A 26,302-nucleotide genomic window follows, 5' to 3' on the forward strand; every position below is an offset into this window, starting at 1 on the left:
TGGCTTTTAGCGCTTCAAGATAATTCATAGCTTAGATATTAAGTTTAGAGGCTGAAGATGATGGATAACATCAATACGACAAAATCGGAAGACCGGAGAGGCTTTTTTCGAATTGATGACGAAGTTAATCTGTTTTATAAAAAAATAGATGCAAAACTGGCCGAAGAACCGCACCATGTTTCCGACAATATTTTGAACAGTTGTTCGCTGACTACGGCGCTTGAAACCGTATCGGAGGAATCCAACCTGTTATTGTACAGGTTGGAGAAAAGCATGCCGGAAGTCGCGGATTACTTAAGGATAGTTGATAAAAAAATCGATCTTCTTGCTCAAGCTATTATGATGCAAGGATCGGATTTCAAGGAAAACAACACCCGCAATGTTAATATCAGCGCAACCGGTATCGCTTTCGATTGCGAAGAAATACTTAAAGAGGGCGATTATCTGGAGATCAAAATACTGCTGATATCGTATATGACAGCCATAGTCACTTACGGAAAAGTTATTTATTGCAAAAATAGTCAATCCGATAATAGCCAGTATCCTTACGTTGTTGGCGTTAATTTTATTAATATGAAAGACGAGGATAGGGAAATGCTGATTAAATATGTAGTTAAAGAACAATTGCATCAGATCAGGGATAAGAAACAGATTTCTTAAGCGGCTGTGAATATTTCAGACAAGCAAAAAAAAATCCTTGCCTTACTGGCTGACGGGGAGTTTCATTCCGGTACTGAATTGGCCGAGGTATTAGGTATTAGCCGTTCGGCGGTCTGGAAACAACTGAGCGGTTTGGCCGAATTAGGCTTGCAACATTCAGCCGTCAGCGGCAAGGGTTATCGTCTCGAAAATCCATTGGAATTGCTGGACGCGTCAAAAATCAACGAAGCGATTAACGATCAAGCCTCCAGGTTAATTTCATCGTTTGAAATTCATGATCAAATCGACTCAACTAACCGTTATTTAGTAGAACGTGCGCAAAACAACGCGCTTTCGGGCTCCGTTTGCTTTGCAGAGCATCAAACCGCCGGTAAAGGCAGGCGAGGGCGGCAATGGGTTTCGCCTTACGGAAGTAATATTTACTTGTCGATACTTTGGCGTTTTCAGCAAGGGCCCGCCGCTATTTCAGGCTTAAGCCTGGCTATCGGCGTGGCCGTGATCAGGGCTTTAAAACAGCAGCAAATCAGCGATATTGGCCTCAAGTGGCCTAACGATATTTACAGTCAGGGTAAAAAACTGGGCGGCATCCTGGTTGAAGTCTCGGGCGAGACTGGCGGCCCGTGCAGCGCAGTGATTGGGTTGGGATTGAATTTGTTTTTGCCGGAAACCGAAGCTGCAAGCATCGCCCAAGCTTGGACCGATCTGGCTAAAATTACCGGGCAAAGCCGGTTGCCCAGGAATAAACTGGCCGGCACCTTGTTGAACCATTTGCTGCCGGTTATTGCCGAATATGAAAATGTCGGCATTAAAGCCTATCTCGATGAATGGTGCGGCTATGATTGTTTATCCGGCAAACCTGCGACGTTGTTTATCGGTCAGCAACAGTTTGAGGGCATCGTGCAGGGCATCGACGATAACGGCATGCTGTTAATTGAGCGTCCCGATGGCAGCGTGCAGACATTTGCTTCCGGTGAAGTCAGTTTCAACGGTTCGGCGCAATGAATCTGTTGATAGATATGGGCAATACCCGGCTTAAATGGGCGGTAACAACCGCAGGTCTGATTATGGCGGGGCCGCCTCTACCCAACAACCGGATTGATCGGGATGAACTGATTCAACTCTGGAAAGGCATCTACCGCCCCCGGCGTATTGCCATTTCCTGCGTCAGTGCAAATCGCTTGCTCGAATTGGTCCAGACCGTAGCGCGCGGGCTTTGGCTTGATGTCGATATTATCCTGGTTAAATCACAGTCCCAGGCTTTCGGTATTATTAACGCCTATCAACAACCGGAAAGGCTCGGCGTCGACCGCTGGCTGTCTTTAATTGCGACATGGCATAAATATCGAAGTCCGGCTTGTATAGTCGATTGCGGAACGGCCATTACCGTCGATTTAATCGATGCGAATGGCAGGCATCAAGGCGGCCTGATCAGCCCCGGTTTGACGTTGATGAAAGCATCGCTCGGTCAAGGTACGGAGGCGCTGCCGTTTAGCGAAACAAAACATGCATTCGCGCTGGCTAACTATACCGAGGCTGCAATCTACAGCGGTACTCTGGCGTCGGCTATTGGCTTAATTGAGCATGTGCTAACAAAGTATCCAGTGACTATGCGCTTGATTTTAACCGGCGGCGACGCTGAACTTATCGCCGGACATCTTGAGGTGGCATCTATCGTTGAGCCGGATTTAGTGCTGCAAGGATTGCTGTGTGTTTTGGAAGGGCATACTTGAACTGTCCGGGAGGCCGTCTTGCTTCCACTGTTTTAGTGGAAAAACGCCTCATTATTCCCATATCGTAACTACTCAGCGTATGCTTAATAGAACACGGATTAAACGGATAAGCACGGATTTAAAGCTGAGTTGAGCGGCTTGCCCGCTCAAACGAAACTTATGGCCTTTGGCTATAAAGCTGAGTTGAGCGGCTTGCCCGCTCAAACCCTACTTAATGCCCTTTGGGTATAAAAACTCAAACAAACCGGAGGCGGGCTAAAAATCCGTACCATCTGTGTTCCATTTTTCTGCGTACTAAATACCCCATATCTAACTTACTCCTACCGTGCTAAACATCATCTGGATCGGCTTTTTCCTAATCGCTTTTTGCACCGCCTTATTTAAACTGATTTTCTTGGGCGACCAGCAGATTTTTGCGCGGATCATCGAAGCGATGTTCGCATTGTCGAAATCGGCTTTTGAAATATCGCTGGGCTTGACCGGCGTATTGGCCTTATGGCTGGGCATTATGCGCATCGGCGAAAAGAGCGGATTCATCCAGTTGTTGACCCAAAGCCTGACGCCGTTATTCAGCCGCTTAATGCCCGATGTACCGAAAGGCCATCCTGCCTTGGGCGCGATCGTAATGAATATTTCCGCCAATGCACTGGGCTTGGACAATGCCGCAACGCCGCTCGGCATCAAGGCAATGCAGGAACTGCAAACCCTGAATCCGAATCCTGAAACCGCCAGCAACGCGCAAATCCTGTTTTTAGTGATCAATACCTCAAGCGTTACGCTGTTCCCGGTGACGATTTTTACTTACCGCGCCCAGTTAGGGGCGGCGAGCCCGACCGATGTATTTATCCCGATCCTGATTGCGACTTATATGTCTACGCTGGCAGGTTTGCTGGCCGTCGCGTTCGTGCAAAAAATCAATTTGTTCGATAAAGTCATCATGGCTTATCTGGGCGGCATTACATTGGCGGTCGGCGGCCTATTGGCTTATTTTTCCAGCTTGCCGCAGCAGCAGATGCTCGAGCAATCGGCGCTTATCAGCAATTTGCTGCTGTTTTTATTGGTCATCGCTTTTATTCTGGGCGCTATACATAAAGAGATCAACGCTTACGAAGCCTTTATTGAAGGCGCGAAAGAAGGTTTTCATACCGCGACGACGATCATTCCTTATCTGGTCGCGATGCTGGTTGCAATCGGCGTATTCAGGGCGAGCGGCGCATTGGAGTTGTTGGCCGATTTAGCTAGAACTGCGGTGCGTTACTTCATGATCGACGACCGCTTTGTCGATGCGTTGCCTACCGCCTTGATCAAGCCGTTCAGCGGCAGCGGGGCCAGGGCGATGATGATCGATGCGATGAAAACTTTAGGGGCGGATTCGTTTGCCGGACGCTTGTCATGCATCGTGCAGGGTAGCACTGAAACTACCTTTTATGTACTGGCGATTTATTTCGGTTCGGTCGGCATCAAACATATTCGTCATGCCGCCGCCTGTGGGATAATAGCGGATTTTGCGGGCGTCGTTGCCTCCATATTCGTTGCCTATTGGTTCTTTGGCTGATTTTATAATGGAACGCGGATTTGACTGATCGGCACGGATAACAAAAAACAAAATCCGTTTAAATCCGTCTAATCAGTGTCATCCGCGTTCTATTTTTTCTAACTGCTGTATACGTAAAATGAAAGTTCATCTTAAAACACTCGGCTGCCGCCTTAACGAAGCCGAACTGGAAACCTGGGCCCAAGCTTTTCAAAAATCCGGTCATCAAATTACCAAGCACGCCGAAGCCGCCCAACTGATCGTGATCAATTCCTGCGCGGTAACGCAGGATGCGGCCAGGAAATCACGCCAACTGATACGCCGCATCCATCGCGATAACCCTCAAGCCAAACTCGTGGTTAGCGGTTGTTACGCGACATTGAACGAAGATGAAGCCGCATCGTTGTTGGGAGTCGATTTGATCGTCAGCAACAAGGATAAAGACCAATTGGTCGAAAAAGCCCTGACCGAGCTGAACATGGACACCATGCCGGCCTTATCGACAGAACCGGGTGAAATATCGCTGTTCACACGCGGCAGGCAGCGCGCTTTTGTGAAAGTGCAGGACGGTTGCCGTTACCGCTGCACATTCTGCATCGTTACCGTTGCGCGCGGCGAGGAAAACAGCCGACCGGTACAGGCGGTCATCGACGAAATCAATGCGCTGCATAAACAAGGTATCACTGAAGTCATTTTGACCGGCGTGCATTTAGGCGGTTACGGCAGCGATTTGGGTAACAATCTGTCCGATTTGATCAAAGCCATTCTGGCCGGAACCGACATTCCCCGGCTTAGATTAGGTTCGTTGGAACCTTGGGAACTGCCGGACGATTTTTTCGAGTTGTTCGACAATCCCCGCCTGATGCCGCATTTGCATTTGCCGTTGCAAAGCGGTTCGGATACTGTGCTGCGCCGCATGGCAAGACGTTGTAAAACTGCGGAGTTCGCCGCGATTGTTAAGCAACTGCGCGCAAAAATTCCGCACTTTAATATCACCACCGATATTATCGTCGGCTTTCCCGGCGAAACCGAACAAGAGTGGCAACAGAGCTTTGATTTCATCAAGCAAATCGGTTTCGGCCATATTCATATCTTCACCTATTCCAGCCGCGAAGGCACCAAAGCCGCCGGCTTGCCTAACCAACTGAGCAACGAGATAAAAAAACAGCGCAGCAGGCAATTGCACGAGTTGGCCGAAGAAATGAAGCTGAAGTTTTTTGCGGATAATGTCGGCAATGAATTTCCGGTGTTATGGGAAGGCTATACCGAGGCATTGGACGATGATAAGCAACGGGTGTTCGGTTATACGCCGAATTATCTTCGCGTCGGTTGCGTGATCGGCAATGATATGTCGGTGGAGAATCGGACGATTAATTGTGTTGTGGCGGCGGTTGATGAGGGTTATGTGGTTGGGGAGCTGGTGGGACCACCACAATAACTAAGAAATTTTATATTTTTCTTCGTAACGCTTCCTAAGCGAGACGAAGTTACTCAATTCATCCGACTAATTCACAATATTTTTAACTTTGGCGGCCTTATACCATAAAGGAAATTCACTCAATAAACGGTCATACAACACTTGTTCACTGACGCTGTTGAGATCATCCAAAGCAAAAAAGCCGCAATTATCGACGATTCGTCCGGATAAGGTATCGAGTTTTTCTAAAATCCCGTAATTACGTCCACCAATACCGACAAACTGCCAAAAAATGGGTAATTGGGCGGCATCTGTTAATAGTTGTTTGATTTTATTGTTTTGACTGATACCGCCGTCACTGACAAAAATAATCAATACCGGTAAACGTGTGTTTTGGTAATGGTCAATAACTTGTTGAATAACCAGCGGTTCATTGTTGATGCCCATCATTCCCCAATTGCGCCAGCCGCATTCAGCGGTGTTAATATAATCCGCATAGTTTTCCAGGGTAGCCTCCGGCAAAGCAAGAGGGCGTGTCGAAAACGCCCAAACATCCAGTGCCGCATCGTCATCAAAATGAACCGCTAACGGCAATAGGCGTTCAATAACACTTTGTACCTTGCCGGTGCTGTATTGACTACGCATGGAGCCGGATGCATCCAGAACCAAGCCTACGCGTGCGGTGGTGGATGACAAATGGTGCTTTTCTAATGAAATTGTTGCCTTTTTAGCCAAGTCGATCAGCTTCGGGGCTTGAGCTGCTATTTTCTTTTCCAATGACACCTTAGCAGCCACTGTTTGCGTTGCCTTTGCGACCTCGCCGCCAAAATAGTTGACCAATGCTTCTAAGCCGCCGTTAAAACCTTGTGCAACGGCGCTAAATCGCCATTCACCATCTTTACGGTACAGTTCGCCTAGCATTAATGCTTTCTCTTGTTGAAAATCAGCGCCTGTAAAAGCAAAGCGTGCCGTTTCCTGGGAACCGTATAGGAATCGTAAATAACCCTCGTTGATCTGCTGCATTGTTCCTTGACCATCAATCGATGCGGTTATTATCAGTCGATCAATAGATTGGGGTAATTGATGCAGACATAACTGAAAAGCGACGGGGTCCTCATTAACAACGGAAAGCTTAATGCCGCCGCAAGGTGTTTCCGGTTGATTAAAAAATATCATGTAGCGATCATCGGATAGATTACCGGCTGCATCTAAACCAAAGCATGCAAAGTCAAGGGCTAATCCAGGAGTCTTAATGTTGGTAGCAATTTGAAAAGACTCATTATTTTGTACTATCCGGGCTAACGGAAAGCGTTGACCTTTAGTTATATTCATATGTAGACCTTAACAAGAGATGACCACATCGATTTAATCAATGCGATCAGGAGTGTAACTGATTCCGGGCTGTGCATCTATAATGGCTTTGGGTCTATTATTCCGTTTTTGCATGGCAAACTTAAAATCAGCAAAACTCAAATACCATGACTATCCTCAACACAGCAAAACGCGCCCTGCAATTCTTCCGCATCGGACTGGCCGCCAAAAAGCTCCAACGCAGCCAAAGCGAAACCGAACGCCTGCTCGCCAAACAAGCGCTGGCCGGACTGTTCGCCGACGCGCGCGGCATGACGATGAAAGTAGGACAATTATTTGCCGGAAACGACGGCACGACGCCGTTCCAGGAACTTGTCGAAGGCATAGAACCGTTGCCGTTAAAAGCGATGATTCCGCTGCTTGAAGCAGAACTTGGACAAAAATACAAAAAAATCTTCCGCTCTATCGAGCCGGCCGTCGCGGCGGCATCTCTCGGGCAAGTGCATCCGGCCGTGCTTAAAAACGGCGATAAGGTCGCGGTAAAAATCCGCTACCCGGATATTGGCGATGCGGTCGATGCGGAATTGCGCCTGGTCGGCCTGATGCCCGGCGTGGGACCGGTCAATCGCTGGGGTTTCGATCTTGATGCGTATAAAAAAAGCCTGCGCGACAATATGCATCGCGAGCTGGATTACCGCTCGGAAGCGCAAAGACAGGATTACTTCAGGCAAACTGTACCCGTTCCTGGGCTGAACGTTCCGAAAGTGTATATGGACTTATGCCGGGAAAGGGTGCTGGTGCAAGGCCGGGCGGAAGGCGTGTTGATCGACAAGACCGGCAACTGGCCGGAACAGGACCGTCGGGCTATCGGCCAAACGCTGATGCTGACGTTGTTTAAAAGTCTATTTGTGGCCGGCGAAGTACACGGCGACCCGCATCCTGGCAACGTTTTTTACAGCCGCGACGAGTACGGCCAAGTGCAAGTGACATTGCTCGACTACGGCTGCACAATCAGCATTGCCGAACAACGCAGACTAGCGCTACTAAAACTGATCGTCGGCTGCCGCGAGCGGAATCCTACCAACCCGCTGGATTGTTTTGCAGCGTTGGGTTTTGACAGTAAAAAACTGGCGCCGATCAGCGGTTCGTTGCCCGCCTTATGCCAAATATTATTCCGGCCTTTTTTGATAAACCATGCGTTTGATTCCGAACAGTGGCAATTAGGGCAGGGCGTTAACGACTTGCTCGGCGATTTTCGCTGGTGGTTCAGGTCGGCCGGGCCGTCCGACCTGTTTTTACTGATGCGCGCCTTCCAGGGTTTGATCCAGCAATTACAACAGTTGGACGTTAAGCTGCCGTGGTGGACATTATTGCAGCAAGCGGTCGGCAAGGACCTGATCCAGCAGGCGATAGCGTATGAATTGCCGGTTGTCTGCCACGAGCAGACAACCAAGTTATTGAGCTTCGATCAGCAAGCCACCGAGCTCTGCGTCCGCGTCAGCGAAGGCGGCGAGCAACGCGTTGCGCTTAAAATGCCCGCCGAAGCAGTGCTTGATTTAGAGCATCTTATTCCTGAAGACGTATTGGAACGCATCACGGATTCGGGAACCATCGATCTGAAGCAATTGGGCAATTCGATCCGTGCCAACGGAATTACACCTCAGCAATTGTTTGTTTTTGAAGACGGGCAAAAAACTTATAGGGTTTGGCTGGAGTAACGTTTATTCGCACAGAACTCCGGGCGGGGCGTTTTATCAAGAAATAATAAGTACCTGAATATAAGTTTACAACTGGAGTGCAAGCTCTGCTTGCAAAGCAGGCAAAGCCTGCACTCCAAAATACCGGAAAACTTTAGCGGGATTACTTACCGCTAACTCGGCAAAGGTTTTAACAACTGCTCAAATTCCGCCAGCGGTGCAGGCTTGCTGAACAAGTAACCTTGGCAAACCGGGCAGCCATGCTGTTCCAGAAAAGCGCGTTGCGCTTCGGTCTCGACGCCCTCGGCGATAACTTCCATACCCAGGTTGTTGGCCATGCCGATGATGGTTTGCACGATCATCGAATCCGACGGTTTCATGCCGATGTTGCGGACAAACGACTGGTCAATTTTTAATTGATCTAACGGCAATTGCGTCAGGTAGGCCAATGATGAATAACCGGTACCGAAATCGTCCATTGCAAAGCGCACGCCGATTTCCCTAAGCGCGTTCATTTTAAAGATGGTGTCGTCTATATCGTTGAGCACCAGGCTTTCGGTCAATTCCAATTTAAGGCTGGCGGGTTTGATTTCGTTACGATCCAAGGCCTGACGCACTTGTTCGACAAAATCGGATTGATGGAATTGCCTTGCGCTGACGTTAACGGCCAGTTGTAAATCCCGGGTATGGTCGCCGGCTTCCCAACGTTTTATTTGGGCGCAAGCCGTTTCCATAACCCATTGTCCAATGGGCAGTATTAATCCTGTTTCCTCGGCCAGCGGGATAAAGTCCGACGGGCATACCCAACCCTGTTCAGGATGTTGCCAACGTATCAATACTTCGGCGCCTATGATTTGACGGTCGTGGCAAACCTGCGGCTGGTAATAGAGTATGAACTGGCTTTCCGCTACCGCTAAGCGCAAATCGGCTTCCAGCGCCACGCGGGCATTAATGCTGGCCTGCATTTGCGGATCGAAGAAACGCAGGGCATTGCGGCCGGAAATCTTGGCTTGATACATCGCAATATCGGCCTGTTTCAACAGCTCATTGGCTGCCTGCCCGTGATTATTGAATAAGGCTGTGCCGATACTGGGGGTGCTGTAGTATTCGTGCTGGGCCAGTTGATAAGGCTGGTTGAGAGTGGCCAGGATTTTTTCGCCGATCATTTCAGTTTGGGCGGCGGCTTCAACGGCTTGGGTGCTCAAACCTTCGAGCATAACCACAAATTCATCGCCTCCCAGACGGGCGACGGTATCGCCTTCGCGTATGCATGAGCTCAGTCGTTCGGCAACCTGCTGCAACATTAAATCGCCCATATCGTGACCTAGCGTATCGTTCAGCGTCTTGAAATTATCCAGGTCGATAAACAGCAAGGCACCGGTACGGCCGCTACGATGGCTGGAAGCCAAAGCCAGGTTCAAACGGTCCAGCAGCAGGCGCCGGTTAGGCAGATTGGTAAGAGGATCGTAGAAAGCCAAACGTTGTATTTCATCTTCAGCCTTCTTGTTCAGGGTAATATCAATCAGCGTCGCAACGTAATTGGTGACGACATCGTCCTTGTTTTTTACGGCGGTGATGATCAGGTATTCCGGATAAATTTCGCCGTTTTTGCGTTGATTCCAGATTTCGCCCTCCCAGTTTCCCTTGTTCTTGAGTCTCTCGGCCATAGCCGCATAAAATGCTTCATCCTGAAGACCGGATTGGAACAGGCGCGGGCTCTTGCCGATAACTTCTTCCGCGCTGTAACCGGTAATACGGGTGAAAGCGCGGTTTACCCGCAGGATAATCTTATCGGCGTCGATGACCATGATGCCTTCCTGCGATTCAAAAGCCGTAGCGGCAATGCGCAGTTCCGTCTCGGCCTGCTTACGTTCGGAAATGTCGCGGACAGTGGCCTGGAGAACCGGGTTGCCGTTCAATTTCATAGGGCTCAACAGCACTTCGGCAGGAAAAATCTCGCCGTTATCCGCTCGCTTATGCAACCATTCGAAGCAAAGCCCGCCTTTCTTCATGGCTGTGTCGATGTGCTGCCGGGCTAATACCAGTGAACTTGAGCCGCAGGCTTGCTTCGGCGGCGACAGGTCATTAGGCTGCTTAGCGCAGAATGCCTCCAATGTCTCGAACCCGAAAAGCGCCAATGTCGCCTTGTTGCAATCCAGGAAGCCGGTCTCGTCAAGCAGTATTACCGCGTCGCTGGTCGAATCGAAAAGCGTGCGGAATTTGGATTCGGAACGTTGCAGGGAGTGTTCGGAATGTTTGCGATCAGTGATGTCGGTGTGTGTGCCGATCATTCGATAGGGGCGTCCGTTTGCATCGCGACTGACTAATTTTCCTCGGGCCAATATCCATTTCCAGGAGCCATCCTTACAACGTATGCGATACTCAATAACAAAAAAAGGCTGGTTGCCGGCAAAATGTTTCCGAACAGCGGTTAACGCTTGTCTCTTATCATTGGGATGAATATCTTCTATCCAAATTGTTCGGATATCCGGTAGCTCGTGTTCGCTGTAGCCGAGCATTTCTTTCCAGCGTTCGGAAAACAAGGCGTCGCCGGTCTGAAGGTTCCAATCCCACACACCGTCTCCTGCGCCTTCCAATGCAAACTTCCAGCGTTCCTCACTATTGCGGAATTGTTTAGTCATCTCTCGGCTAGACGAAAAGGCGGCCAGAACTAAAACAGCTAAAGCCAGAAAGACGGTAGTGAGAGCGATGAAGATGGGAAGGTTGTTGGTGGTAAAGCCGGGAGACGGCAACTTGACCATATCGTCTCGTACAAAATATGAGGCCGACATGGCGGTATAATGCATGCCGGATACCGCGCCGCCCATAATAACGGCAACTACTGCATTACGGCGCTTATTGATGCAGATTACATCGCTCTTCACACGCAATGCGAGGTAAGACAGGCCAATGGCTACGGCAATCGATAAGACAAATAAAGATAAATCGTAACGCACTGTACCTTCCAGCCGCATGGCGGCCATACCGCTATAGTGCATGAGTCCGATACCTGAACCGAGTAAAACGCTACCGATCAGCGGCGGCAGTCGTTGGCTTCCATGACGCCGGACAATGCCCAAAGCGACGCCGCTGGCTAAAATGCTCGGAATCATCGAGATTAAGGTAATTAACGGATCATAGTGAATGCTGCAGGGTAAGCTTAATGCCAGCATACCGATGAAATGCATTGACCAGATGCCGACACCCAAGGTGACCGCGCTGATCATGGTCCAAGAGAGTTTGGATGTGCTCTCATGCAGGTGTTCAATCCGTGCCGAGGCGTTTAAGGCTGCATAGGACGCAAAAATAGCGAGAAGCACAGAAATAATAATCCATGCAGGGTCGTAGGAACCGAGATAAACAAAATTAGGAGCGGGCGGTGAGGACTGAAAGTGAAGGACGTCGATCATAGCGATAGCTTCTTATTATGCAACCGGTAATACCTGAATAGCTGCCATCATTGCAGAATATTTGCAAAGCCTGCTGGAAAGATAAGCCGGTTGTCCATAAGCAGAACAGTAAGGAATTGACGACAATAATTTATTGAGATGCGGACGAATCATGAACGAGTTGAATTTATTGGCTAGTTTTTATTATATGGATTCATGAACTAACGTGGATACTAACGCAACATTTCAAATGCAACAAGGTAAAGATGAATGGCCTTGGCAGGGCAATCAGGATATGTTTTGCCCTGGATATTATTTGAATCGTAAAAACGCAATACAGGCTATCCCGGCAGGTTAAAATAAACACCAAAAAACCGGATTGAATAAGGCTTGCCGGATGATAGAAACAAAACTTCGCGAATATGAAAATCTTCATATCGTATTATGGCTTTTGAAAGATACTTGCTGGTTGATGGAATGGCGGCTTGAAGGTGTTTTTATGATTATGCCGACGGTTGCAGCGGCTTTTCACATTACCTGGTTGGGACGAAAAAACACCGCCGACTTATTTCATAACTTAGCCGTCAGTAGCTGGATATGCGGCAATGCGCTGTGGATGATCGGCGAGTTTTTTTTCGACGATACGTTCAGACCGTTTGCCAGAATCTTTTTCGGCATCGGTTTTGTATTTCTTGGTATCTATTATTTCGGCGTGTTGCCGAGGGAAAAGCGTTTGCGGCGGTCGGAATTGTGATTTTTTGTTCTCGCGCTGTTTCCCCGGCCGAAGTTGGAAAATGGCATAAATTCAGGAGTGCAAGCTTTGCTTGCGCTTGCAGGCGAAGCCTGCACTCCGGCTCTACTTTTACGATTCACTCTGCTTAAAGTGCAGGAACTTAACCCCGATAGCGCAGGCCGTGCCGACCAAGATATAAGCGTAATTGACAAACAAGCCGGACACGGTGCCGGGGTTATGTTCAACCGCATCGCGTAGGCTTGGCGTTATCGCAAAGGTCCAAACCACGCAGGGAAGCAGATAGGACAGGAAACCTACGCCAGCCGACGATAGCGGGTTCTTGCCGGTCGCTTCGGCGCTTTTGTAAAACCAGTAAGAGATCAGTAACGCGGTAATTGTGCCTATCATGATAAAACTCCGTGGGTGATGTTAAAACCGAGCGTCACAGTATCAAATTGCCTTGTTCCGCTCAAGCGCCACTCGTCCTTTCAGCCGCTAGCGTTGAATTTTCATTAGATTCAAATTAAAACCCAGTTAAATATCCTGATTTTTCGATACTTCCAATGAACTTACGTACAAATATCTATTTACCGGCCATTATTTAAAGCGTTTTATAGAGTCGTTTTCTTGCCAAGTTGTAGTTTTTTAAGCTATTTCATCCGAAAGCTATTTTTTTCATGGTGATGTTGAAAGTCAATGAATCTTAAACAGGAGCGACGCAATGAGGACTAAGAGAAATATCACGGCAGCCATGACGTTGGGCCTGATCCTGATTATTCCGGGGCTGGCAAATGCGGCATTTACCTTTACCCCAATCGACGCGCCCGGCTCGGTCGCTACCTTTGCCAACGCAAACAGTACGGATGCGATTGCGGGAGAATACGACGATGAAAACGGCAACACGCACGGCTTCATATTGAAAAACGGCGCTTATACGGTAATCGACGTGCTTGGCGCAGCCGGGTATTCTTCCGTCAATGGAATCAATGCGAACGGCCATATCACCGGAACCTATCTGGATGGGAGTCCATCCCATACATTCCATGCCTATTTCTATAATAACAGCGTCTTAACCACGCTCGACCCTCCCGGTTCAAACAGATCAGAAGGCGGCTTCCTTAACGAGCAAGATCAAACCGTGGGAACTTACAGGGATTCTAGCGACAAACGGCATGGTTTTTTCTGGGATAAGGGCGTCTACGCTACCGGCAATGTACCACCGGCGTTCGACACGATTGCTTTCGGAATTAACGACCGGGGGCAGATAGTCGGAGACTATGTGGATACAGAGGGGAAACGTCACGGTTTCCTGCTAAGCAATGGTACTTATACAACACTGGACGTGCCCGGCGCGACCTTAACCGTAGCGGAAGGAATCAACAACGCCGGCCAGATTGTCGGATTGTATATAGACGCCGATAAACATCAGCACGGCTTTATGCTTGAAAATGGTGTTTACACAACGGTCGATGTGCCTGATTCTTCCGCGAGTGCGATCTATTCAATTAACGCCCAAGGTGAGATCGTCGGGTTTTACGAGGATGCCAACGGCGTTGCTCATGGTTATATTGGTACGCCTGGGCGTTGAGTTGTTTTGATTGTTCGATGGGCGTAATTCATGTTCGGAAAACATGCGGTGTAATACGTTTCATCGTACTATGTTTGGTTCTTTAGCTTGGAAATCGCAGAAACGTTAGGGACGGGAGTTACAAACCCCGTCCCGCTCGAAAGCGAATTTTTATTGGCTTGAAACTGTCTTTGAGTTTGATTGCCAAGAAATATCAATTGTCCGATGCTGGCGCACACAGTCCCGAAGATATAAATTGATCAGACTTTGATAAGGTACACCAGTAGCTTCAGCCATTTCTTTGAAATAACCGATCACATCCTCGCCCAAGCGGATAGTAACCGATTTCTTAAGTTTGGCAGCATAAGGGTTTTTTCGCGATTTCATTTGGGAAAGATCATATTCTGCTTTCATGGCACGTTACCTTTGTAATGGCTACATTCGCGTTTAGTTGCTTTGCGGGCCGATATTATCCTGATTGTATTGCCGGATTCGCGTTCGCAGTGGCAGACAAGAAGCATTCTGGATTCAGAGCTAAAACCAAGCATCAAAAAGCGGTGTTCTTCTTCCGAATGCCCGTCATCATAAAATTGCACTGCAAATTCGTCATAAAAAACAGACTTGGCTTCTTCAAAAGAAACGCCATGTTTTTTCTGGTTGCTGGCAGCCTTTGTTGAATCCCATTCAAACTTAATCATGGTTACATTGTATGTACAAAGGCTGGTATGTCAAGCAATGCCTAAAGAGCTAACCGGGCGCGGCACGGAAAGCTGAAGGATTACGCCTTATTGTGTTAGTGAATAAGTCGAGGATATGAAATGACTGTAGATTGGCGGATTGCTAGCGTGAATCTGCCTTATATAGCATTGCGGCTTTTGAATTAAATATTAAGCCGTACCCTGGGCTCACGGAAAACTCGAAACATTAATTACATGTAGGCCGGAATAAGACCTCCAAGCGCGTAGCGCGAGGTGGCGTTTCCGGCGAATTTTGGCTGTGTTTGCCGGAAACACCAGTTCTCGCTACCGCTCGAACCGGCTTATTCCGGCCTACGGGACTTCTGCCTCAGTACCAAGGTAGCTAACCATGGCGGAGCTTAAGATACAAGGGTACGTTGCGCGTACCATTCAAGATCACACATAAATTCAACAAGGTACGCACAGCGTACCCTACCGGGCTTATTCGCAAACATACCAATTTTTTGGAATATCCCAAATAATCGATTCCTTAAAATCGCCTGGTTTTAATGTCGAGGAAGATAATAAACGTGAATCAGAAACTCTGATTTTAATCTTTTTCGGTTGAATCCCTTCTATATACCCGACATAACCGATATTTCCCTCATCTCTACAAACTTTGGTGCCGATTTCCTGCAACAAATGACGGTTAGTTTTCCATTGCTCTTCTTGTTTTTTCGACACAATGGCCTCGATAACTGGTAACGCTTTTTTATTGATGTATTTTAATTCCGCACCAATCTCCATCATATGATAAGGCTTTAACCACATCTTCTCATCACTACTAGGCGTTTTAGAAAAACAGGGCAAGTCATAGATCACATTCATTAGTTTTTCTGTTGCTTCCTGATCCGAGTATATCGCGTCGATAGTTTTTTGATAGATGTTGTTCGTATTCAAGATCAGTCCATAATCCAGTGCGTTCGCGACTTTCATTTTGGGATTGATATTCAGATATGACTCATGAATTCTATTCCGACACTCCACATAATCGATCACCTGAGGTTTAGTCGGCGAGAAACAGCCAACCAAGATTAGCGACATAAAAGCGCCGCAAACTATCATTTTAAGCTTCATGATTTTTTATCATTCCGTTTTGATACGTGCAAACCTATTGTCTTATCCAATCTCATTGGTTACTCGTTTGTGTTGAATTACTACGACTTAACGCTTTTGGCTGCTTTATTACCTGACTTTAAGCCATAATGCCAAGCTAAGCGTTCCTTTGAGAGATGTGTTATGCGAAATATAGGCAGCTATCATACCTACTTATGCGAGTGAGGATTTTAAACCAAGAACATTGGTTGATTACGATCAACCCACTCAACCCCTATTGCTTTTCCATCGATAATATTGCACATTTGTTCCTGTTCACCTTGCTTCAAGGTGTAAATATTGTCGGACACTACTTCGCCAGATTCAGAAAAATACAATTGAAGATAACTGTAAGCTTGATTTAATTGCATTCCCACAGGACCAAGAGCTGAAATGTTCTCAACCACTTCACGGATTTTAACTTCTACCATTTACGTACCCTTTTAATATTGAAGCATAATGTTAAGTAGACACCTAAACAGGTGTGCAATACGGCTCTTGTAATCCGTTAGAGAGGATACTATAAACAGGGAAATTGCTGATAGTAACCGTGATTTAACAAACCAAAAATACACATTAATCCTGTCCGCCCGACATAAAACTACCCAACAACCCTCCCAATAATCTCCCCCAACCTAACCGTTTTCCCCGCTTCAAACCCAACATCCCACTCCGCCTTATCCTTGCCGAACAAAACAATAATCGTAGATCCCATATTAAACCGGCCCATTTCCTCGCCGATTTTCAATGTAGGCGCATCGTCGCCATACTGCCAACTTTGCACGGAAGTAACGCTCGGCGGCGTAACGACGCCATGCCAGACGGTTTCGACGCTGGACACAAAAATTGCACCAACCAGCACCAACGCTATCGGACCTATTTCGGTATCGAAAATCGCGGCGACGCGTTCGTTGCGGGCGAACAAGCCGGGGACCGAGTTGGTCGTGGCCGCATTGACGCTGAACAAGCGGCCGGGAATATGCACCATTTCCCGCAACGTGCCGGTTAGCGGCATGTGCAGACGGTGGTAGTCTTTCGGCGACAGGTAAATCGTCGTGAAGATGCCGTCGTTAAACGGTTCGGCCCTGGCCGCGTCGCCGCCCAGCAAATCGGTCGCGGTAAAGCTTTTGCCTTTGGCCTGGAAGATTTGCCCGCCGGTAATAGCGCCGGCTTGGCTGACTGCACCGTCGGCAGGGCAAACAATCGCGTTTCTTTCGCTGCTGAACTGTCTAACGCCGGGTTTTAGTTCGCGGGTGAAAAAATGGTTAAAGCTCTTGTAGGCGCCGATGTCCTGCTCCAGCGCTTCGTCCATATTGACGCCGTAATGCTTGACGATCTGTTTGATAAACAGGTTTTTAAAAGCTTTATTTTCGCAATGCGTCAGCTTGCTCATCAGTTGCGACAACGCGTGGTGAGGCAGTACGTATTGGGGCAGGGTGGTCAGGGCTTCTTTAAAATTCATGGTTGGTAATTGTCGGGTGTTTTGCCGCTGAGGAAATACGCAAACGCAATGATTTCCGCGACGGCGACATAGAGTTCATTGGGGATTTCATCGCCTAGAGGAATCTGGGCCAGGATTCTTGCCAGCTCCGGCTCGGTTTGTAGCGGTATTCCGTGCTGTTCGGCGATTTGCAGGATTTGTTCGGCGGTAAGACCCGAGCCTTTGGCCGTCACCTTGGGCGCATTCTTGCCGTCGTATTTTAATGCGACGGCAATGTCCGAGGTGTAATAGGTCTTAGCCATGATGGATTACCGCCAAAACAACATTATCCACGAAAAAGCACGAAAGGCACGAAAATACAATAATGTTCGTGTTTTTTGTGTTTTTCGTGGACGATGCTTTTGGCGGATTCATTATTAATAATTTAAGGCAGCGTAACCAATGCCGGCGCTTGCCAATCGGGATTTCGGTGTTCTACAACAACGGTGGTGTAAATGCCGCCGCGCACGTTGAACTCGGCGCGGATGCGCATGAAATTCGGCGCTATGGCTTTGACGATGTCGTCCAGGATTTCATTGGTGACCGCTTCATGGAATGCGCCTTGCTCCCTGAATGCCCACATATACAGTTTAAGCGATTTGAGCTCTACGCATGATGCTCCCGGTACGTATTCGATGCGGATAGTGGCAAAGTCCGGTTGGCCTGTTTTGGGGCATAGGCAGGTGAATTCGGGTATATCGATGCGAATGGTGTAATCACGGCCCGGTTGCGGGTTGTCGAAAGTTTCCAGGTCTTTGCTTGGTTGAGTTGTCATTTTCTGCTTATAGATGAAAGGGATATATAAAAAATTCGATACTAGTTTAATTATCGTTAATAATAGTCGGTTATTTTAATTCAACTGTCGAGATATTCATACCAGTACTATGAAACTGGAAAAAATCAAGCTTTCAGGTTTTAAATCCTTTGTTGATCAAACAGTCATTCCTATCAGCGGCAATTTGACTGCCATCGTCGGGCCTAACGGCTGCGGCAAATCCAATATTATCGATGCAGTGCGTTGGGTTATGGGCGAAAGCTCCGCCAAGCATTTGCGCGGCGGCAGCATGGCCGACGTGATTTTTAACGGTTCATCGGGACGCAAGCCGGTTAGTACGGCTTCGGTCGAGCTGGTTTTTAACAACACCGACAGCAAGCTGGGCGGCGAATATTCCCAATACGATACGATCGCGATCAAGCGCCAAGTCAGCCGCGACGGTACCTCCGTATTTATGTTGAACGGTTCGCGTTGCCGCCGTAAGGATATTACCGACATATTCTTGGGCACCGGTTTGGGATCGAGAAGTTATGCGATCATCGAACAGGGCACGATTTCCCGCATGGTTGAAGCGAAACCTGAAGATTTAAGAATCCATATCGAAGAAGCGGCCGGCGTTTCTAAATATAAAGAGCGCCGTAGCGAAACCGAAACCCGGATGAAGCACACCCGCGAAAACCTGGAACGGCTTGACGATTTGCGCGACGAAGTTGAAAAGCAAATCAAGCACCTGCAAAAGCAGGCCGAAAAAGCCGAAAAATATACCGAGCTAAAAAAGCAGGAACGCCAATACAAGCTAGAGTTATTGGCGATGCGCTGGAACGCCTATCATCAGGCCGCAAAACAACTGGATGCCAGACTTCAGGACATAGCCCACGAGCACAACCGTTTGTTTGTGGAACTGCGCGACATCGATAACAACGTCGAGGCCAAACGCGCCGAGCATAAAACCCAGCAACAGCAGACCAATAGTTCACAGGGCGATTATTACCGGGTTGTCGCCGAAGTCAGCGGTTTGGAGCAGACCATCAAGCACAGCGAGAGCAGCCGCGAGCAAACGATGATCGAAATCAACCGTTTGCGCCAGCAAGCCGACCAGTCGTTAAAAGAACTGGAAGCCGACGTGCAGCAGTTGGAAGCGATTAAAGAAGCGTTGCTTGAAGCGGAAGAAGCGTTGATTGTCGCCGAGGAACAGCAGGAAGACGTGTTGTACCGTCAGCAGGAAGTCCAGCAGCAAAGAAGCAGTTGGCAACAGCAATGGGAAGCTTACCGGACGACCAGTTCCAGTTATAGAGAACAGTCCGAAGTGCAGCGGGTAAAAACGGCGCAGCTGGAAAACCAGAACCGCCAGTTGCAAATCCGGCTGGATAAATTGCACGACGAACGTAGCGATTTGGAATCCAGCGATCTGCAAAGCGAGATTGAATCGTTGGATGCCGGCATTGAAATGATAGAGACTCAGCGCGATGAGTTGCAAAACCGGCTCGAAGACCTGCATCAGCAAATACGCGAACAGCGCCAGCATATCAAGCAGTATCATGACGAATTGCATCAGCGCCGTTCGGAAATGCAAACGGTAAAAGGCAAAATCACCTCGCTGGAATTATTGCAGCAACATGCGATGGGCAAGGACAACAAGCACCTGAGCGCATGGCTGGCCTCCGTGGATTTGACAGAAAACCGCCGTCTTGCCGAATTCCTGGACGTGCAGGCCGGTTGGGATACCGCCGTGGAAACGGTCTTGGGCAGTTATCTGGAGGCGATTTGCATAGAGAGCGCGGACCAGGTTATTCCGGGCTTGCAGCGATTGACCGATGAGTCGTTGATGTTGGTTGAAACCGGCGTTAAAACGTTAGGCTATGCCGGCAACCCGGCCTATGTCAGTCTGCTGGACAAGGTCAAAGCGCCGTGGGACCTGAGCAATCTATTGGCCGGAGTTTACTGCGCCGACGATGCCGAAACCGCCAGGACATTATCCGCCCAGCTTAAGTCGCACGAATCGGTCATCACCCCGGACGGCACTTGGTTCGGCGCCGGCTGGATAAAAATCATCCGCGCCAAGGACAGTAAAACCGGCGTATTGCAACGCGAAAAAGAATTGCGCCTGTTAAAGCAGCGCCAGGAAGATTTGCACGTTGAAATTGAAACGTTCGAAGAGCAATTGGAAAACGCCGAAACCGGTTTAAAAGATGCCGAGGCCATGCGCGAAACGCTCCAGCAACAGGACAATAGCCTGGGCAGCGAATTGTCGTTGAAAAGCGCCGAATTCAGCGCGCATTCGGCCCGCCTGGAACATCAGCAGCGCCGGCTGGAGCAAGTCTGCAACGATATTGACGAGATAAGCCGGGAAGTCGCGGAAAACGCCGAGACGATGGCCGAATCCCAGCTGTTGCAGGAACAGGCCGAGCAAGTCATGTTCGAGCAGGAGCAAAAAAAGCAGGATCTGGACGCATCGAACCTGGAACTGCAATCCGAACAACAGCGTATCGACCAGGCCGCCAATGAAGCCCGGCAGCAGGTGTACAGTATCAAATCGCAGATCGAATCGTTGCGGTCGTCCGAAAGCTTAACCGGCAAACAGCTGGAGCGCTTGCAGCTGCAACATCGACAATCGGTCGAACGCATTGCCGAATTGGAGCTTAGCCTGCACCAAACGCTAACGCCGATGGACCAGGAAAAAAAGCAGCTGGAACAGATGGTGATCGATAAAGCGCAATTGGAAGCCCGCCTGAAGACGCAACGCCAGCTTCAAGAAGACCTTGAAGCGGAAATAACCCGGTTATCGGAGCAACATATCAAAACGCAGCGCGCGCTGGAAAAGCAAAAAGAAGCGCTGGATAACATCCGTTTTGAATTGCAGGAAAGCCGGGTCCGCCAGCAAACCGTCAACGAACAGCTAAAAGAAATCGATGCCGATGTCGAACAGGTGCTGCAAAACTTGCCGGAACAGGCCGAGGAAAACAGCTGGAAAAGAACGGTTGACGACCTGGTCGCGCAAATCGAAAGATTAGGCACGATCAACTTGACTGCGATAGAAGAATACAAGGCCCAGTCCGAGCGGATGAATTTTCTTAACGAACAACACGCCGATTTAGTCGAGGCGTTACAGACCTTGGATCAAGCGATCAACAAGATCGATAAAGAAAGTCGGCTGCGTTTTAGGGAAACATTCGATAAAATAAACAGCGGTTTGCAAGAAAAGTTCCCCAAGTTATTCGGCGGCGGCCATGCTTATCTGGAGTTGACCGAGCAGGACGAGCTGGAATCGGGCGTAAACATCATTGCCAGGCCGCCCGGTAAGAAAAACAGCTCCATTCATTTGTTGTCCGGTGGAGAGAAAGCGTTAACGGCGGTTGCCTTGGTGTTCTCGATTTTCGAACTCAATCCGGCGCCTTTTTGTTTGTTGGACGAAGTGGATGCGCCATTGGATGATGCTAACGTGGGACGGTTTTCAAAAATGGTTGAAGAGATGTCGGCATCGGTGCAGTTTTTGTATATTTCCCACAACAAAGTGACTATGGAAATTGCAAAACAGCTGGCAGGTGTTACTATGAAAGAGCCGGGCGTGTCCCGGATGGTCGCAGTTGATATTGAAGAAGCAGTGAGTCTGGCGGAAATCTAATGGATAAAGAAATACTAAGAATTGTAATTATTGCAACCGGCATGGTTGTAGTTATCGGCATGTTGATCCTGGCTTATATAAAGGATAAAAAAGCGCAAGAAGACATGGATTTTTATGATGACGATGCCGATGATGAAGAAGAGTTGGATATCGATGATAAAGACGATTTTGAAATTGCCCCGCTCAGAACAGCTCCCGGCAGCCGTCAAGCCCATGACCGGTCGGATCGTTATTACGATGAAGACGATGACGACAATGAATACTATGAACAGGATGAAGACGACGTAGAGCCGCCGCCACGCGCAGCCGCCCCGGCGATTATCCAGTTCAGCATTATCACCAAAGCGGACGAAGATTTTAACGGCGCCGATTTGGTTGAAGCGTTTAAGATGGTCGGGCTTGAGTACGGCAGTTTGAAAATATTCGAACGCCTGGACGCGAACCGCTTGGTTGACTTCGGCGTCGCCTGTATCGTGGAACCCGGCACGTTCCCGGAGAAAGACTTGGACAAGTTTTACTGTCCCGGCATCGTGTTTTTTATGCAGCCTGAAGCGCTGGATGACGCACCGGCAGTGTTTGACGACTATATCGAAACCATTCACTTGCTGGCTGACAAACTGGATGGCGTCATCCTCGATCATAGAAGACAACCGCTGACCGAAGCGACTATTCAAGCGATTCGGCAAAGTTTGTGATGTTGATGTAGCGTTTCCGGCTACTCATCGTCTTCAACTTAAACATTACTCTGGTTCCCAAGCTCCAGCTTGGGAAACCTGCCTCGTAGGGTACGCTGTGCGTACCATTGAACGCTGTTCGGATTATTTACGTGCCATCCCTTAGCAATATCCAATTAGACCTTTTGAAAGAAGCCGATCTTTCAACCTATTTGACCCCGGAGCAAATCGCTCAAATTGCAACACAAGCCAACCCGCAGCAACTGACCGACGAGCAGTTGCTTGAGTTTCTGCAAATCTGCAACGCCTTGTACCGTAGCGGCGAGCCGCTTATTTCCGATGCGGACTATGACTTTATTTTCCTGGCCGAACTGCAAAAGCGCCATCCGCTGCATCCGTATCTACAAACCGTCGAGCCGGAAGTCGTCGCTGTCGGCAAGACCGTCGCGCTGCCGGAGCCGATGCTGTCAACCGAAAAAGCCTACACCCGCAGCAGCATCGAAAAATGGCTGGCCCGGCTGGAAAAAGCAGCCAAAGAACTTGACGAAGACCCTGCCGCATTGACGGTCCGGGCCACGCCGAAGCTCGATGGTTATGCGGCTTACGACGACGGCAAACTTTTATATACCCGCGGCGACGGTCGTAAAGGCACCGACATTAGCCGGGTTTTCGAGCGCGGTTTGATCGTCGGCGGCAACGGGCTAAGAGGGCAGGGCGCGGGCGAAATTGTTGTCAATCAAAATTATTTCAACACCTATTTGGCCGATTATTTTGAAAACTCCCGGAATTTCCAGGCCAGCATCATCAAAGAAAAAGACCTGGAGCAACACGCGTTGGAAGCGATACAAAATCATGCCGCCGTGTTTTTCCCGTTCGCCCAGTTGCCGTCATGGCAAGGGCCAGCTATTGAGCTGTTGGCCGATTTTGACCGCATCGTCAAAGACGTTTATGCCAAGGTCGATTATGACGTAGACGGAGTCGTGTTCGAGCTGGTAAACAACGACCGCATCAAGCAACATCTCGGCGCGACCCGCCATCATCACCGCTGGCAGATCGCTTTCAAGAACAACATCGAAACCGCCGAAGTGACCGTGTTGAGCGTTACCCCGCAAACCTCGCGTTCCGGCCGCGTCAACCCGGTCGCCGAGCTGACGCCGACCAAACTCAGCGGTGCAATGATTTCCAGGGCGACCGCGCATCATTACGGCATGGTCAAGGAATTGGGCATCGGCCCCGGCACGTTGATCGAACTGACGCGCTCCGGTTTGGTGATACCGAAAATCGAACGCGTCATCACCCCGGCAGCGCCGCAGATTCCGGATCATTGTCCCAGTTGCGGCGGCGAGCTGGTTTGGGACAGCGATTATCTTTATTGCTTGAATACGACAAAATGTCCTGCCCAGATTGAAAACACGATCGAGCATTTTTTCAGGACGCTGGCCAACGTCGACGGCTTCGGCCTGAAAACCGTCGAAAAGCTGCATGCCAATGGCGTCAACTCGGTCTATGCCGTTTACCGTCTGGAGCTTAAGCAATTACAGGACATGGGTTTTGGCGATAAAACCTCGCAAAATCTGCTGGACCAATTGCAGCGCAGCCGGACCGAAGCCATAGAAGATTGGCGTTTCCTGGGCGCTTTCGGTATCCTGCGGATGGGCCTCGGCAATTGCGAACGGCTGTTGCAACATCACCGCTTGCTGGATATTTTCAATTTGAGCGTTGAAGACGTGATCAATATCGAAGGCTTTGCCGAAAAAACCGGCGCCGCCGTGGTTGAATGCTTGGCAAAAATCAAAACTGATTTTATGCAGATTTACGAATTGGGTTTTAATCTAATCCAAACACCGTTGCTTGCCGAACAACAGCAAAGCACCAGCCCGATTGCCGGCAAAACCATTGTTTTTACCGGCACGATGGTTCACGGCAAGCGCGATGAGATGAGCAAGGAGGCCAAGCGTCTGGGCGCTAAAGTGGCTAGTTCTGTCACCGGGAAGACGGACTTTCTGGTGACTGGAACCGATGTGGGTGCGGCGAAAATTGCGGCCGCTATGGAAAAAGGAGTGCGGGTGATTAGTGAGGAGGAGTATTTGGGGTTGTTGGAGGAATGAGTTTGGGGGTGATGTGTCGCTCTATTTGTTTGCGTGACATCAATGTCATATATATTAGATTAGATGAGATAGAACATGGATCGCGATAACGAGAATGAGTTGAAAGAAATAGAGGATCGAGAGTTTGCCATTTATACAAACGAGGTAAAGGTTGCCAAGGATCCAAAGCTTCACGTATTACTTGCCCATCTATACGTTGAACACCTTATAGAAAGATATTTAGCAACACGACTACAGACAACAAAAGGGCTATTTGGGAAGAACGGCTTAACGTTCGAAAAGAAAGTGCGACTGCTGGCGGCATTCGGAGAAATGGACACTCAAGTTATTGACGGAATGAAAAAGTTAAATGACATGCGAAATGACTGCGTACATGAGTTCAAGTGGTCTATTGAAAATGATGCCGTTGAGGAATTTGGCCGGATTCTAGGCAAGACCTACAAGGACATCTTCTGCAAACATCCAAACCAAGACGAACGCTTAAGTTGTTGTATAGACTACTTTTGCGGAAAAGTTCTCGGTCATGTTGTGAAAGTTGAACAAACGAGTGACAGAAGCCAAGCCCGCCCGTCCATTTAGCGATTGATCCTAGATTACTCACAAAAGATTCGTAGAATGTGGTTAGGCACGAACCGCACCAACCGCGAAAAATGCTTCAACGCGGGATGGAGCTTCAAGCCCTGGCAAACCGGAATTACTTGAAATGTGGGAACGCTGTAAGGTGGATTCGCCGCAATTACGAAAGGCTTTTATCAACGTTCTGCGTTCATTAGCGGTTCGTTACGCGAAACCGCCCTACACTATGTATAATCAGCATAAGCAAGGAGACCATTAACATGACTGAACTATACGAAACCTTACAGCACCAAAAGACCAATATCCTTGATATTGCCAAAATTATCACGCAGTAAATATCCGCGTGTTTGGTTCCGTTGCGTTGTTCGCGGTGAAGAACGCGAAGACAGCGATATTGATTTATTGGTCGATTTTTTACCCGGCACAACGCTGTTGGATCAGGTCGGCCTGATTGATGCGCTATCGAACGCATTGGCTCGCAGGGTCGATATAGTCAGCGAGCGTGCATTAAACAAGCATTTGCGCCAGCGGGTTTTGCACGAAGCTGTTTTGCTATGACCTCAAAACTTCCTTTTACAACGGTAATAGGGTTGTAGAATGAGCTGAGGCGCGAACCGCATTAACTTTTTAATGCTTCAAATCACGATAGAAGTTTTCATGCGGGCCAAGCGCCAGCAATATCCGTTTGGTTTCATCCCACTGATAGGCAAGTAGAAATAGTTGGCTGACACAGTCGAATTTGTAAACGAAAACGCCGGCTAAATCGCCTTTCTTCTCTTCGCCGAGGTTCGGATCGGCAATCACCGCGCGAATTGCCGAATGCACGGCTTCGCGCTGGTTGTTATGCAATTTCTTGTATACGCGCTTGAAAGCAGGCTTTTGCTCAAGCTGCACATTCATGCATCGGGCAATTCAAAAGGTTCCGATTCATCTTCCATGGCTATTAACGTATCGCGCACGAACTCGATGGGCAAGTCCGGGTTGTCCAGCGCGGCACGGCCTATTTTGGCCCAGTAGGATACTTGTTGCGGGATGGAACGCATTTCGGCTTTGGCGCGCGCCTTGGCAGTTTCGTAGAGTGCATCGTCGATGCGGATGGAAATACTCATTTTTGCTCCTGGTAAAGAGTTACCACAAATGTAGTATAGCGGGTGCCGATTTTGCCGTGCAAGACTAAATTAAAATGCGACAAGGCAA

General features: G+C 48.8%; 25 protein-coding genes. 13 read left to right on the forward strand and 12 right to left on the reverse strand.

Going from position 1 to position 26,302, the window contains the following annotated elements:
* Window positions 1-60: 60 nt before the first annotated feature.
* From EKO24_RS20435 to mtaB, 5 genes are all read left to right on the forward strand, one after another.
* On the forward strand, window positions 61-660 hold the full coding sequence (locus EKO24_RS20435; protein ID WP_127028852.1) for a PilZ domain-containing protein: 600 nt from the start codon (window positions 61-63) through the stop codon (window positions 658-660).
* 6 nt (window positions 661-666) lie between these two features.
* The gene (gene birA, locus EKO24_RS20440) at window positions 667-1,662 is read left to right on the forward strand and encodes a bifunctional biotin--[acetyl-CoA-carboxylase] ligase/biotin operon repressor BirA (RefSeq protein WP_127028819.1); all 996 of its coding nucleotides are present in this window, start codon (window positions 667-669) and stop codon (window positions 1,660-1,662) included.
* Window positions 1,659-2,390, forward strand: coding sequence for a type III pantothenate kinase (locus tag EKO24_RS20445; protein ID WP_127028820.1), 732 nt, complete (start codon window positions 1,659-1,661; stop codon window positions 2,388-2,390). The genes birA and EKO24_RS20445 overlap by 4 nt, the downstream gene beginning before the upstream one ends.
* A gap of 325 nt (window positions 2,391-2,715) precedes the next feature.
* Complete coding sequence (locus EKO24_RS20450) at window positions 2,716-3,945, forward strand: nucleoside recognition domain-containing protein (protein WP_127028821.1); 1,230 nt, start codon at window positions 2,716-2,718, stop codon at window positions 3,943-3,945.
* 118 nt (window positions 3,946-4,063) lie between these two features.
* Complete coding sequence (mtaB, locus tag EKO24_RS20455; protein ID WP_127028822.1) at window positions 4,064-5,362, forward strand: tRNA (N(6)-L-threonylcarbamoyladenosine(37)-C(2))-methylthiotransferase MtaB; 1,299 nt, start codon at window positions 4,064-4,066, stop codon at window positions 5,360-5,362.
* Window positions 5,363-5,428: 66 nt separating this feature from the next.
* Here mtaB and EKO24_RS20460 read toward each other — a convergent pair whose 3' ends face one another.
* Complete coding sequence (locus EKO24_RS20460; protein ID WP_127028823.1) at window positions 5,429-6,673, reverse strand: vWA domain-containing protein; 1,245 nt, start codon at window positions 6,671-6,673, stop codon at window positions 5,429-5,431.
* Window positions 6,674-6,819: 146 nt separating this feature from the next.
* Between EKO24_RS20460 and EKO24_RS20465 the strand changes: the two genes are divergently transcribed.
* Window positions 6,820-8,370 (forward strand): ABC1 kinase family protein, encoded by a 1,551-nt coding sequence (locus EKO24_RS20465; RefSeq protein WP_143733269.1) that lies wholly within the window; start codon window positions 6,820-6,822, stop codon window positions 8,368-8,370.
* A gap of 152 nt (window positions 8,371-8,522) precedes the next feature.
* Here EKO24_RS20465 and EKO24_RS20470 read toward each other — a convergent pair whose 3' ends face one another.
* Window positions 8,523-11,759, reverse strand: a complete 3,237-nt coding sequence (locus tag EKO24_RS20470; RefSeq protein ID WP_127028825.1) for a bifunctional diguanylate cyclase/phosphodiesterase — start codon at window positions 11,757-11,759, stop codon at window positions 8,523-8,525.
* Between the two features lie 376 nt (window positions 11,760-12,135).
* On the opposite strand from EKO24_RS20470, the gene EKO24_RS20475 reads away from it, so the two are divergent.
* Window positions 12,136-12,492, forward strand: a complete 357-nt coding sequence (locus tag EKO24_RS20475) for a hypothetical protein (protein WP_127028826.1) — start codon at window positions 12,136-12,138, stop codon at window positions 12,490-12,492.
* Between the two features lie 108 nt (window positions 12,493-12,600).
* On the opposite strand, the gene EKO24_RS20480 is transcribed toward EKO24_RS20475, so the two are convergent.
* Complete coding sequence (locus tag EKO24_RS20480; RefSeq protein ID WP_127028827.1) at window positions 12,601-12,879, reverse strand: hypothetical protein; 279 nt, start codon at window positions 12,877-12,879, stop codon at window positions 12,601-12,603.
* 313 nt (window positions 12,880-13,192) lie between these two features.
* On the opposite strand from EKO24_RS20480, the gene EKO24_RS20485 reads away from it, so the two are divergent.
* Window positions 13,193-14,059, forward strand: a complete 867-nt coding sequence (locus EKO24_RS20485; protein ID WP_127028828.1) for a hypothetical protein — start codon at window positions 13,193-13,195, stop codon at window positions 14,057-14,059.
* Window positions 14,060-14,209: 150 nt separating this feature from the next.
* Here EKO24_RS20485 and EKO24_RS20490 read toward each other — a convergent pair whose 3' ends face one another.
* The 7 genes from EKO24_RS20490 to queF form a co-directional block, all read right to left on the reverse strand.
* Complete coding sequence (locus EKO24_RS20490; protein WP_127028829.1) at window positions 14,210-14,452, reverse strand: CopG family antitoxin; 243 nt, start codon at window positions 14,450-14,452, stop codon at window positions 14,210-14,212.
* Window positions 14,449-14,736, reverse strand: coding sequence for a BrnT family toxin (locus EKO24_RS20495; protein ID WP_127028830.1), 288 nt, complete (start codon window positions 14,734-14,736; stop codon window positions 14,449-14,451). The genes EKO24_RS20490 and EKO24_RS20495 overlap by 4 nt, the downstream gene beginning before the upstream one ends.
* Window positions 14,737-15,216: 480 nt before the next feature.
* The gene (locus EKO24_RS20500) at window positions 15,217-15,852 is read right to left on the reverse strand and encodes a hypothetical protein (RefSeq protein ID WP_127028831.1); all 636 of its coding nucleotides are present in this window, start codon (window positions 15,850-15,852) and stop codon (window positions 15,217-15,219) included.
* 209 nt (window positions 15,853-16,061) lie between these two features.
* Window positions 16,062-16,301, reverse strand: coding sequence for a hypothetical protein (locus EKO24_RS20505; RefSeq protein ID WP_127028832.1), 240 nt, complete (start codon window positions 16,299-16,301; stop codon window positions 16,062-16,064).
* Window positions 16,302-16,471: 170 nt separating this feature from the next.
* Window positions 16,472-17,332 (reverse strand): archaetidylserine decarboxylase, encoded by an 861-nt coding sequence (asd, locus tag EKO24_RS20510; protein ID WP_127028833.1) that lies wholly within the window; start codon window positions 17,330-17,332, stop codon window positions 16,472-16,474.
* A complete protein-coding gene (locus EKO24_RS20515) occupies window positions 17,329-17,613 on the reverse strand; it encodes an EscU/YscU/HrcU family type III secretion system export apparatus switch protein (RefSeq protein ID WP_127028834.1) in 285 nt (94 codons plus the stop codon). The genes asd and EKO24_RS20515 overlap by 4 nt, the downstream gene beginning before the upstream one ends.
* A 122-nt stretch (window positions 17,614-17,735) precedes the next feature.
* Window positions 17,736-18,125, reverse strand: coding sequence for a preQ(1) synthase (queF, locus tag EKO24_RS20520; RefSeq protein ID WP_127028835.1), 390 nt, complete (start codon window positions 18,123-18,125; stop codon window positions 17,736-17,738).
* 109 nt (window positions 18,126-18,234) lie between these two features.
* Between queF and smc the strand changes: the two genes are divergently transcribed.
* The 5 genes from smc (at window position 18,235) to EKO24_RS20545 (ending at window position 25,663) form a co-directional block, all read left to right on the forward strand.
* Window positions 18,235-21,747: a chromosome segregation protein SMC gene (gene smc, locus EKO24_RS20525; RefSeq protein ID WP_127028836.1), complete on the forward strand. Its 3,513-nt coding sequence runs from the start codon at window positions 18,235-18,237 to the stop codon at window positions 21,745-21,747.
* Window positions 21,747-22,442, forward strand: a complete 696-nt coding sequence (locus EKO24_RS20530; protein ID WP_127028837.1) for a cell division protein ZipA C-terminal FtsZ-binding domain-containing protein — start codon at window positions 21,747-21,749, stop codon at window positions 22,440-22,442. The genes smc and EKO24_RS20530 overlap by 1 nt, the downstream gene beginning before the upstream one ends.
* 164 nt (window positions 22,443-22,606) lie before the next feature.
* Entirely contained in the window at window positions 22,607-24,529 is a 1,923-nt protein-coding gene (locus tag EKO24_RS20535; protein ID WP_241674730.1) for a helix-hairpin-helix domain-containing protein, read from the forward strand.
* Window positions 24,530-24,604: 75 nt separating this feature from the next.
* The gene (locus EKO24_RS20540) at window positions 24,605-25,108 is read left to right on the forward strand and encodes a hypothetical protein (protein WP_127028839.1); all 504 of its coding nucleotides are present in this window, start codon (window positions 24,605-24,607) and stop codon (window positions 25,106-25,108) included.
* Window positions 25,109-25,417: 309 nt separating this feature from the next.
* Window positions 25,418-25,663, forward strand: a complete 246-nt coding sequence (locus EKO24_RS20545) for a nucleotidyltransferase family protein (RefSeq protein WP_241674731.1) — start codon at window positions 25,418-25,420, stop codon at window positions 25,661-25,663.
* A gap of 69 nt (window positions 25,664-25,732) precedes the next feature.
* On the opposite strand, the gene EKO24_RS20550 is transcribed toward EKO24_RS20545, so the two are convergent.
* Window positions 25,733-26,005: a type II toxin-antitoxin system RelE/ParE family toxin gene (locus tag EKO24_RS20550; RefSeq protein WP_127028840.1), complete on the reverse strand. Its 273-nt coding sequence runs from the start codon at window positions 26,003-26,005 to the stop codon at window positions 25,733-25,735.
* Window positions 26,002-26,214 carry a TA system antitoxin ParD family protein gene (locus EKO24_RS20555; protein WP_127028841.1) on the reverse strand — a complete coding sequence of 71 codons (213 nt, stop codon included), beginning with the start codon at window positions 26,212-26,214 and terminating at the stop codon, window positions 26,002-26,004. The genes EKO24_RS20550 and EKO24_RS20555 overlap by 4 nt, the downstream gene beginning before the upstream one ends.
* Window positions 26,215-26,302 lie beyond the last annotated feature (88 nt).

It is taken from the genome of Candidatus Methylobacter oryzae, assembly GCF_003994235.2.
Lineage (GTDB): Bacteria > Pseudomonadota > Gammaproteobacteria > Methylococcales > Methylomonadaceae > Methylobacter_A > Methylobacter_A oryzae.

What these genes read in the sequence shown, in the direction of transcription:
- EKO24_RS20490 (WP_127028829.1), bottom strand. Translation starts at nt 14,452, where the DNA reads ATGAAAGCAGAATATGATCTTTCCCAAATGAAATCGCGAAAAAACCCT.
- EKO24_RS20460 (WP_127028823.1), bottom strand. Translation starts at nt 6,673, where the DNA reads ATGAATATAACTAAAGGTCAACGCTTTCCGTTAGCCCGGATAGTACAA.
- EKO24_RS20515 (WP_127028834.1), bottom strand. Translation starts at nt 17,613, where the DNA reads ATGGCTAAGACCTATTACACCTCGGACATTGCCGTCGCATTAAAATAC.
- EKO24_RS20470 (WP_127028825.1), bottom strand. Translation starts at nt 11,759, where the DNA reads ATGATCGACGTCCTTCACTTTCAGTCCTCACCGCCCGCTCCTAATTTT.
- EKO24_RS20435 (WP_127028852.1), top strand. Translation starts at nt 61, where the DNA reads ATGGATAACATCAATACGACAAAATCGGAAGACCGGAGAGGCTTTTTT.
- EKO24_RS20475 (WP_127028826.1), top strand. Translation starts at nt 12,136, where the DNA reads ATGATAGAAACAAAACTTCGCGAATATGAAAATCTTCATATCGTATTA.
- EKO24_RS20555 (WP_127028841.1), bottom strand. Translation starts at nt 26,214, where the DNA reads ATGAGTATTTCCATCCGCATCGACGATGCACTCTACGAAACTGCCAAG.
- EKO24_RS20540 (WP_127028839.1), top strand. Translation starts at nt 24,605, where the DNA reads ATGGATCGCGATAACGAGAATGAGTTGAAAGAAATAGAGGATCGAGAG.
- mtaB (WP_127028822.1), top strand. Translation starts at nt 4,064, where the DNA reads ATGAAAGTTCATCTTAAAACACTCGGCTGCCGCCTTAACGAAGCCGAA.
- EKO24_RS20480 (WP_127028827.1), bottom strand. Translation starts at nt 12,879, where the DNA reads ATGATAGGCACAATTACCGCGTTACTGATCTCTTACTGGTTTTACAAA.
- EKO24_RS20500 (WP_127028831.1), bottom strand. Translation starts at nt 15,852, where the DNA reads ATGAAGCTTAAAATGATAGTTTGCGGCGCTTTTATGTCGCTAATCTTG.
- queF (WP_127028835.1), bottom strand. Translation starts at nt 18,125, where the DNA reads ATGACAACTCAACCAAGCAAAGACCTGGAAACTTTCGACAACCCGCAA.
- smc (WP_127028836.1), top strand. Translation starts at nt 18,235, where the DNA reads ATGAAACTGGAAAAAATCAAGCTTTCAGGTTTTAAATCCTTTGTTGAT.
- EKO24_RS20550 (WP_127028840.1), bottom strand. Translation starts at nt 26,005, where the DNA reads ATGAATGTGCAGCTTGAGCAAAAGCCTGCTTTCAAGCGCGTATACAAG.
- EKO24_RS20530 (WP_127028837.1), top strand. Translation starts at nt 21,747, where the DNA reads ATGGATAAAGAAATACTAAGAATTGTAATTATTGCAACCGGCATGGTT.
- EKO24_RS20465 (WP_143733269.1), top strand. Translation starts at nt 6,820, where the DNA reads ATGACTATCCTCAACACAGCAAAACGCGCCCTGCAATTCTTCCGCATC.
- asd (WP_127028833.1), bottom strand. Translation starts at nt 17,332, where the DNA reads ATGAATTTTAAAGAAGCCCTGACCACCCTGCCCCAATACGTACTGCCT.
- EKO24_RS20495 (WP_127028830.1), bottom strand. Translation starts at nt 14,736, where the DNA reads ATGATTAAGTTTGAATGGGATTCAACAAAGGCTGCCAGCAACCAGAAA.
- EKO24_RS20505 (WP_127028832.1), bottom strand. Translation starts at nt 16,301, where the DNA reads ATGGTAGAAGTTAAAATCCGTGAAGTGGTTGAGAACATTTCAGCTCTT.
- EKO24_RS20445 (WP_127028820.1), top strand. Translation starts at nt 1,659, where the DNA reads ATGAATCTGTTGATAGATATGGGCAATACCCGGCTTAAATGGGCGGTA.
- EKO24_RS20485 (WP_127028828.1), top strand. Translation starts at nt 13,193, where the DNA reads ATGAGGACTAAGAGAAATATCACGGCAGCCATGACGTTGGGCCTGATC.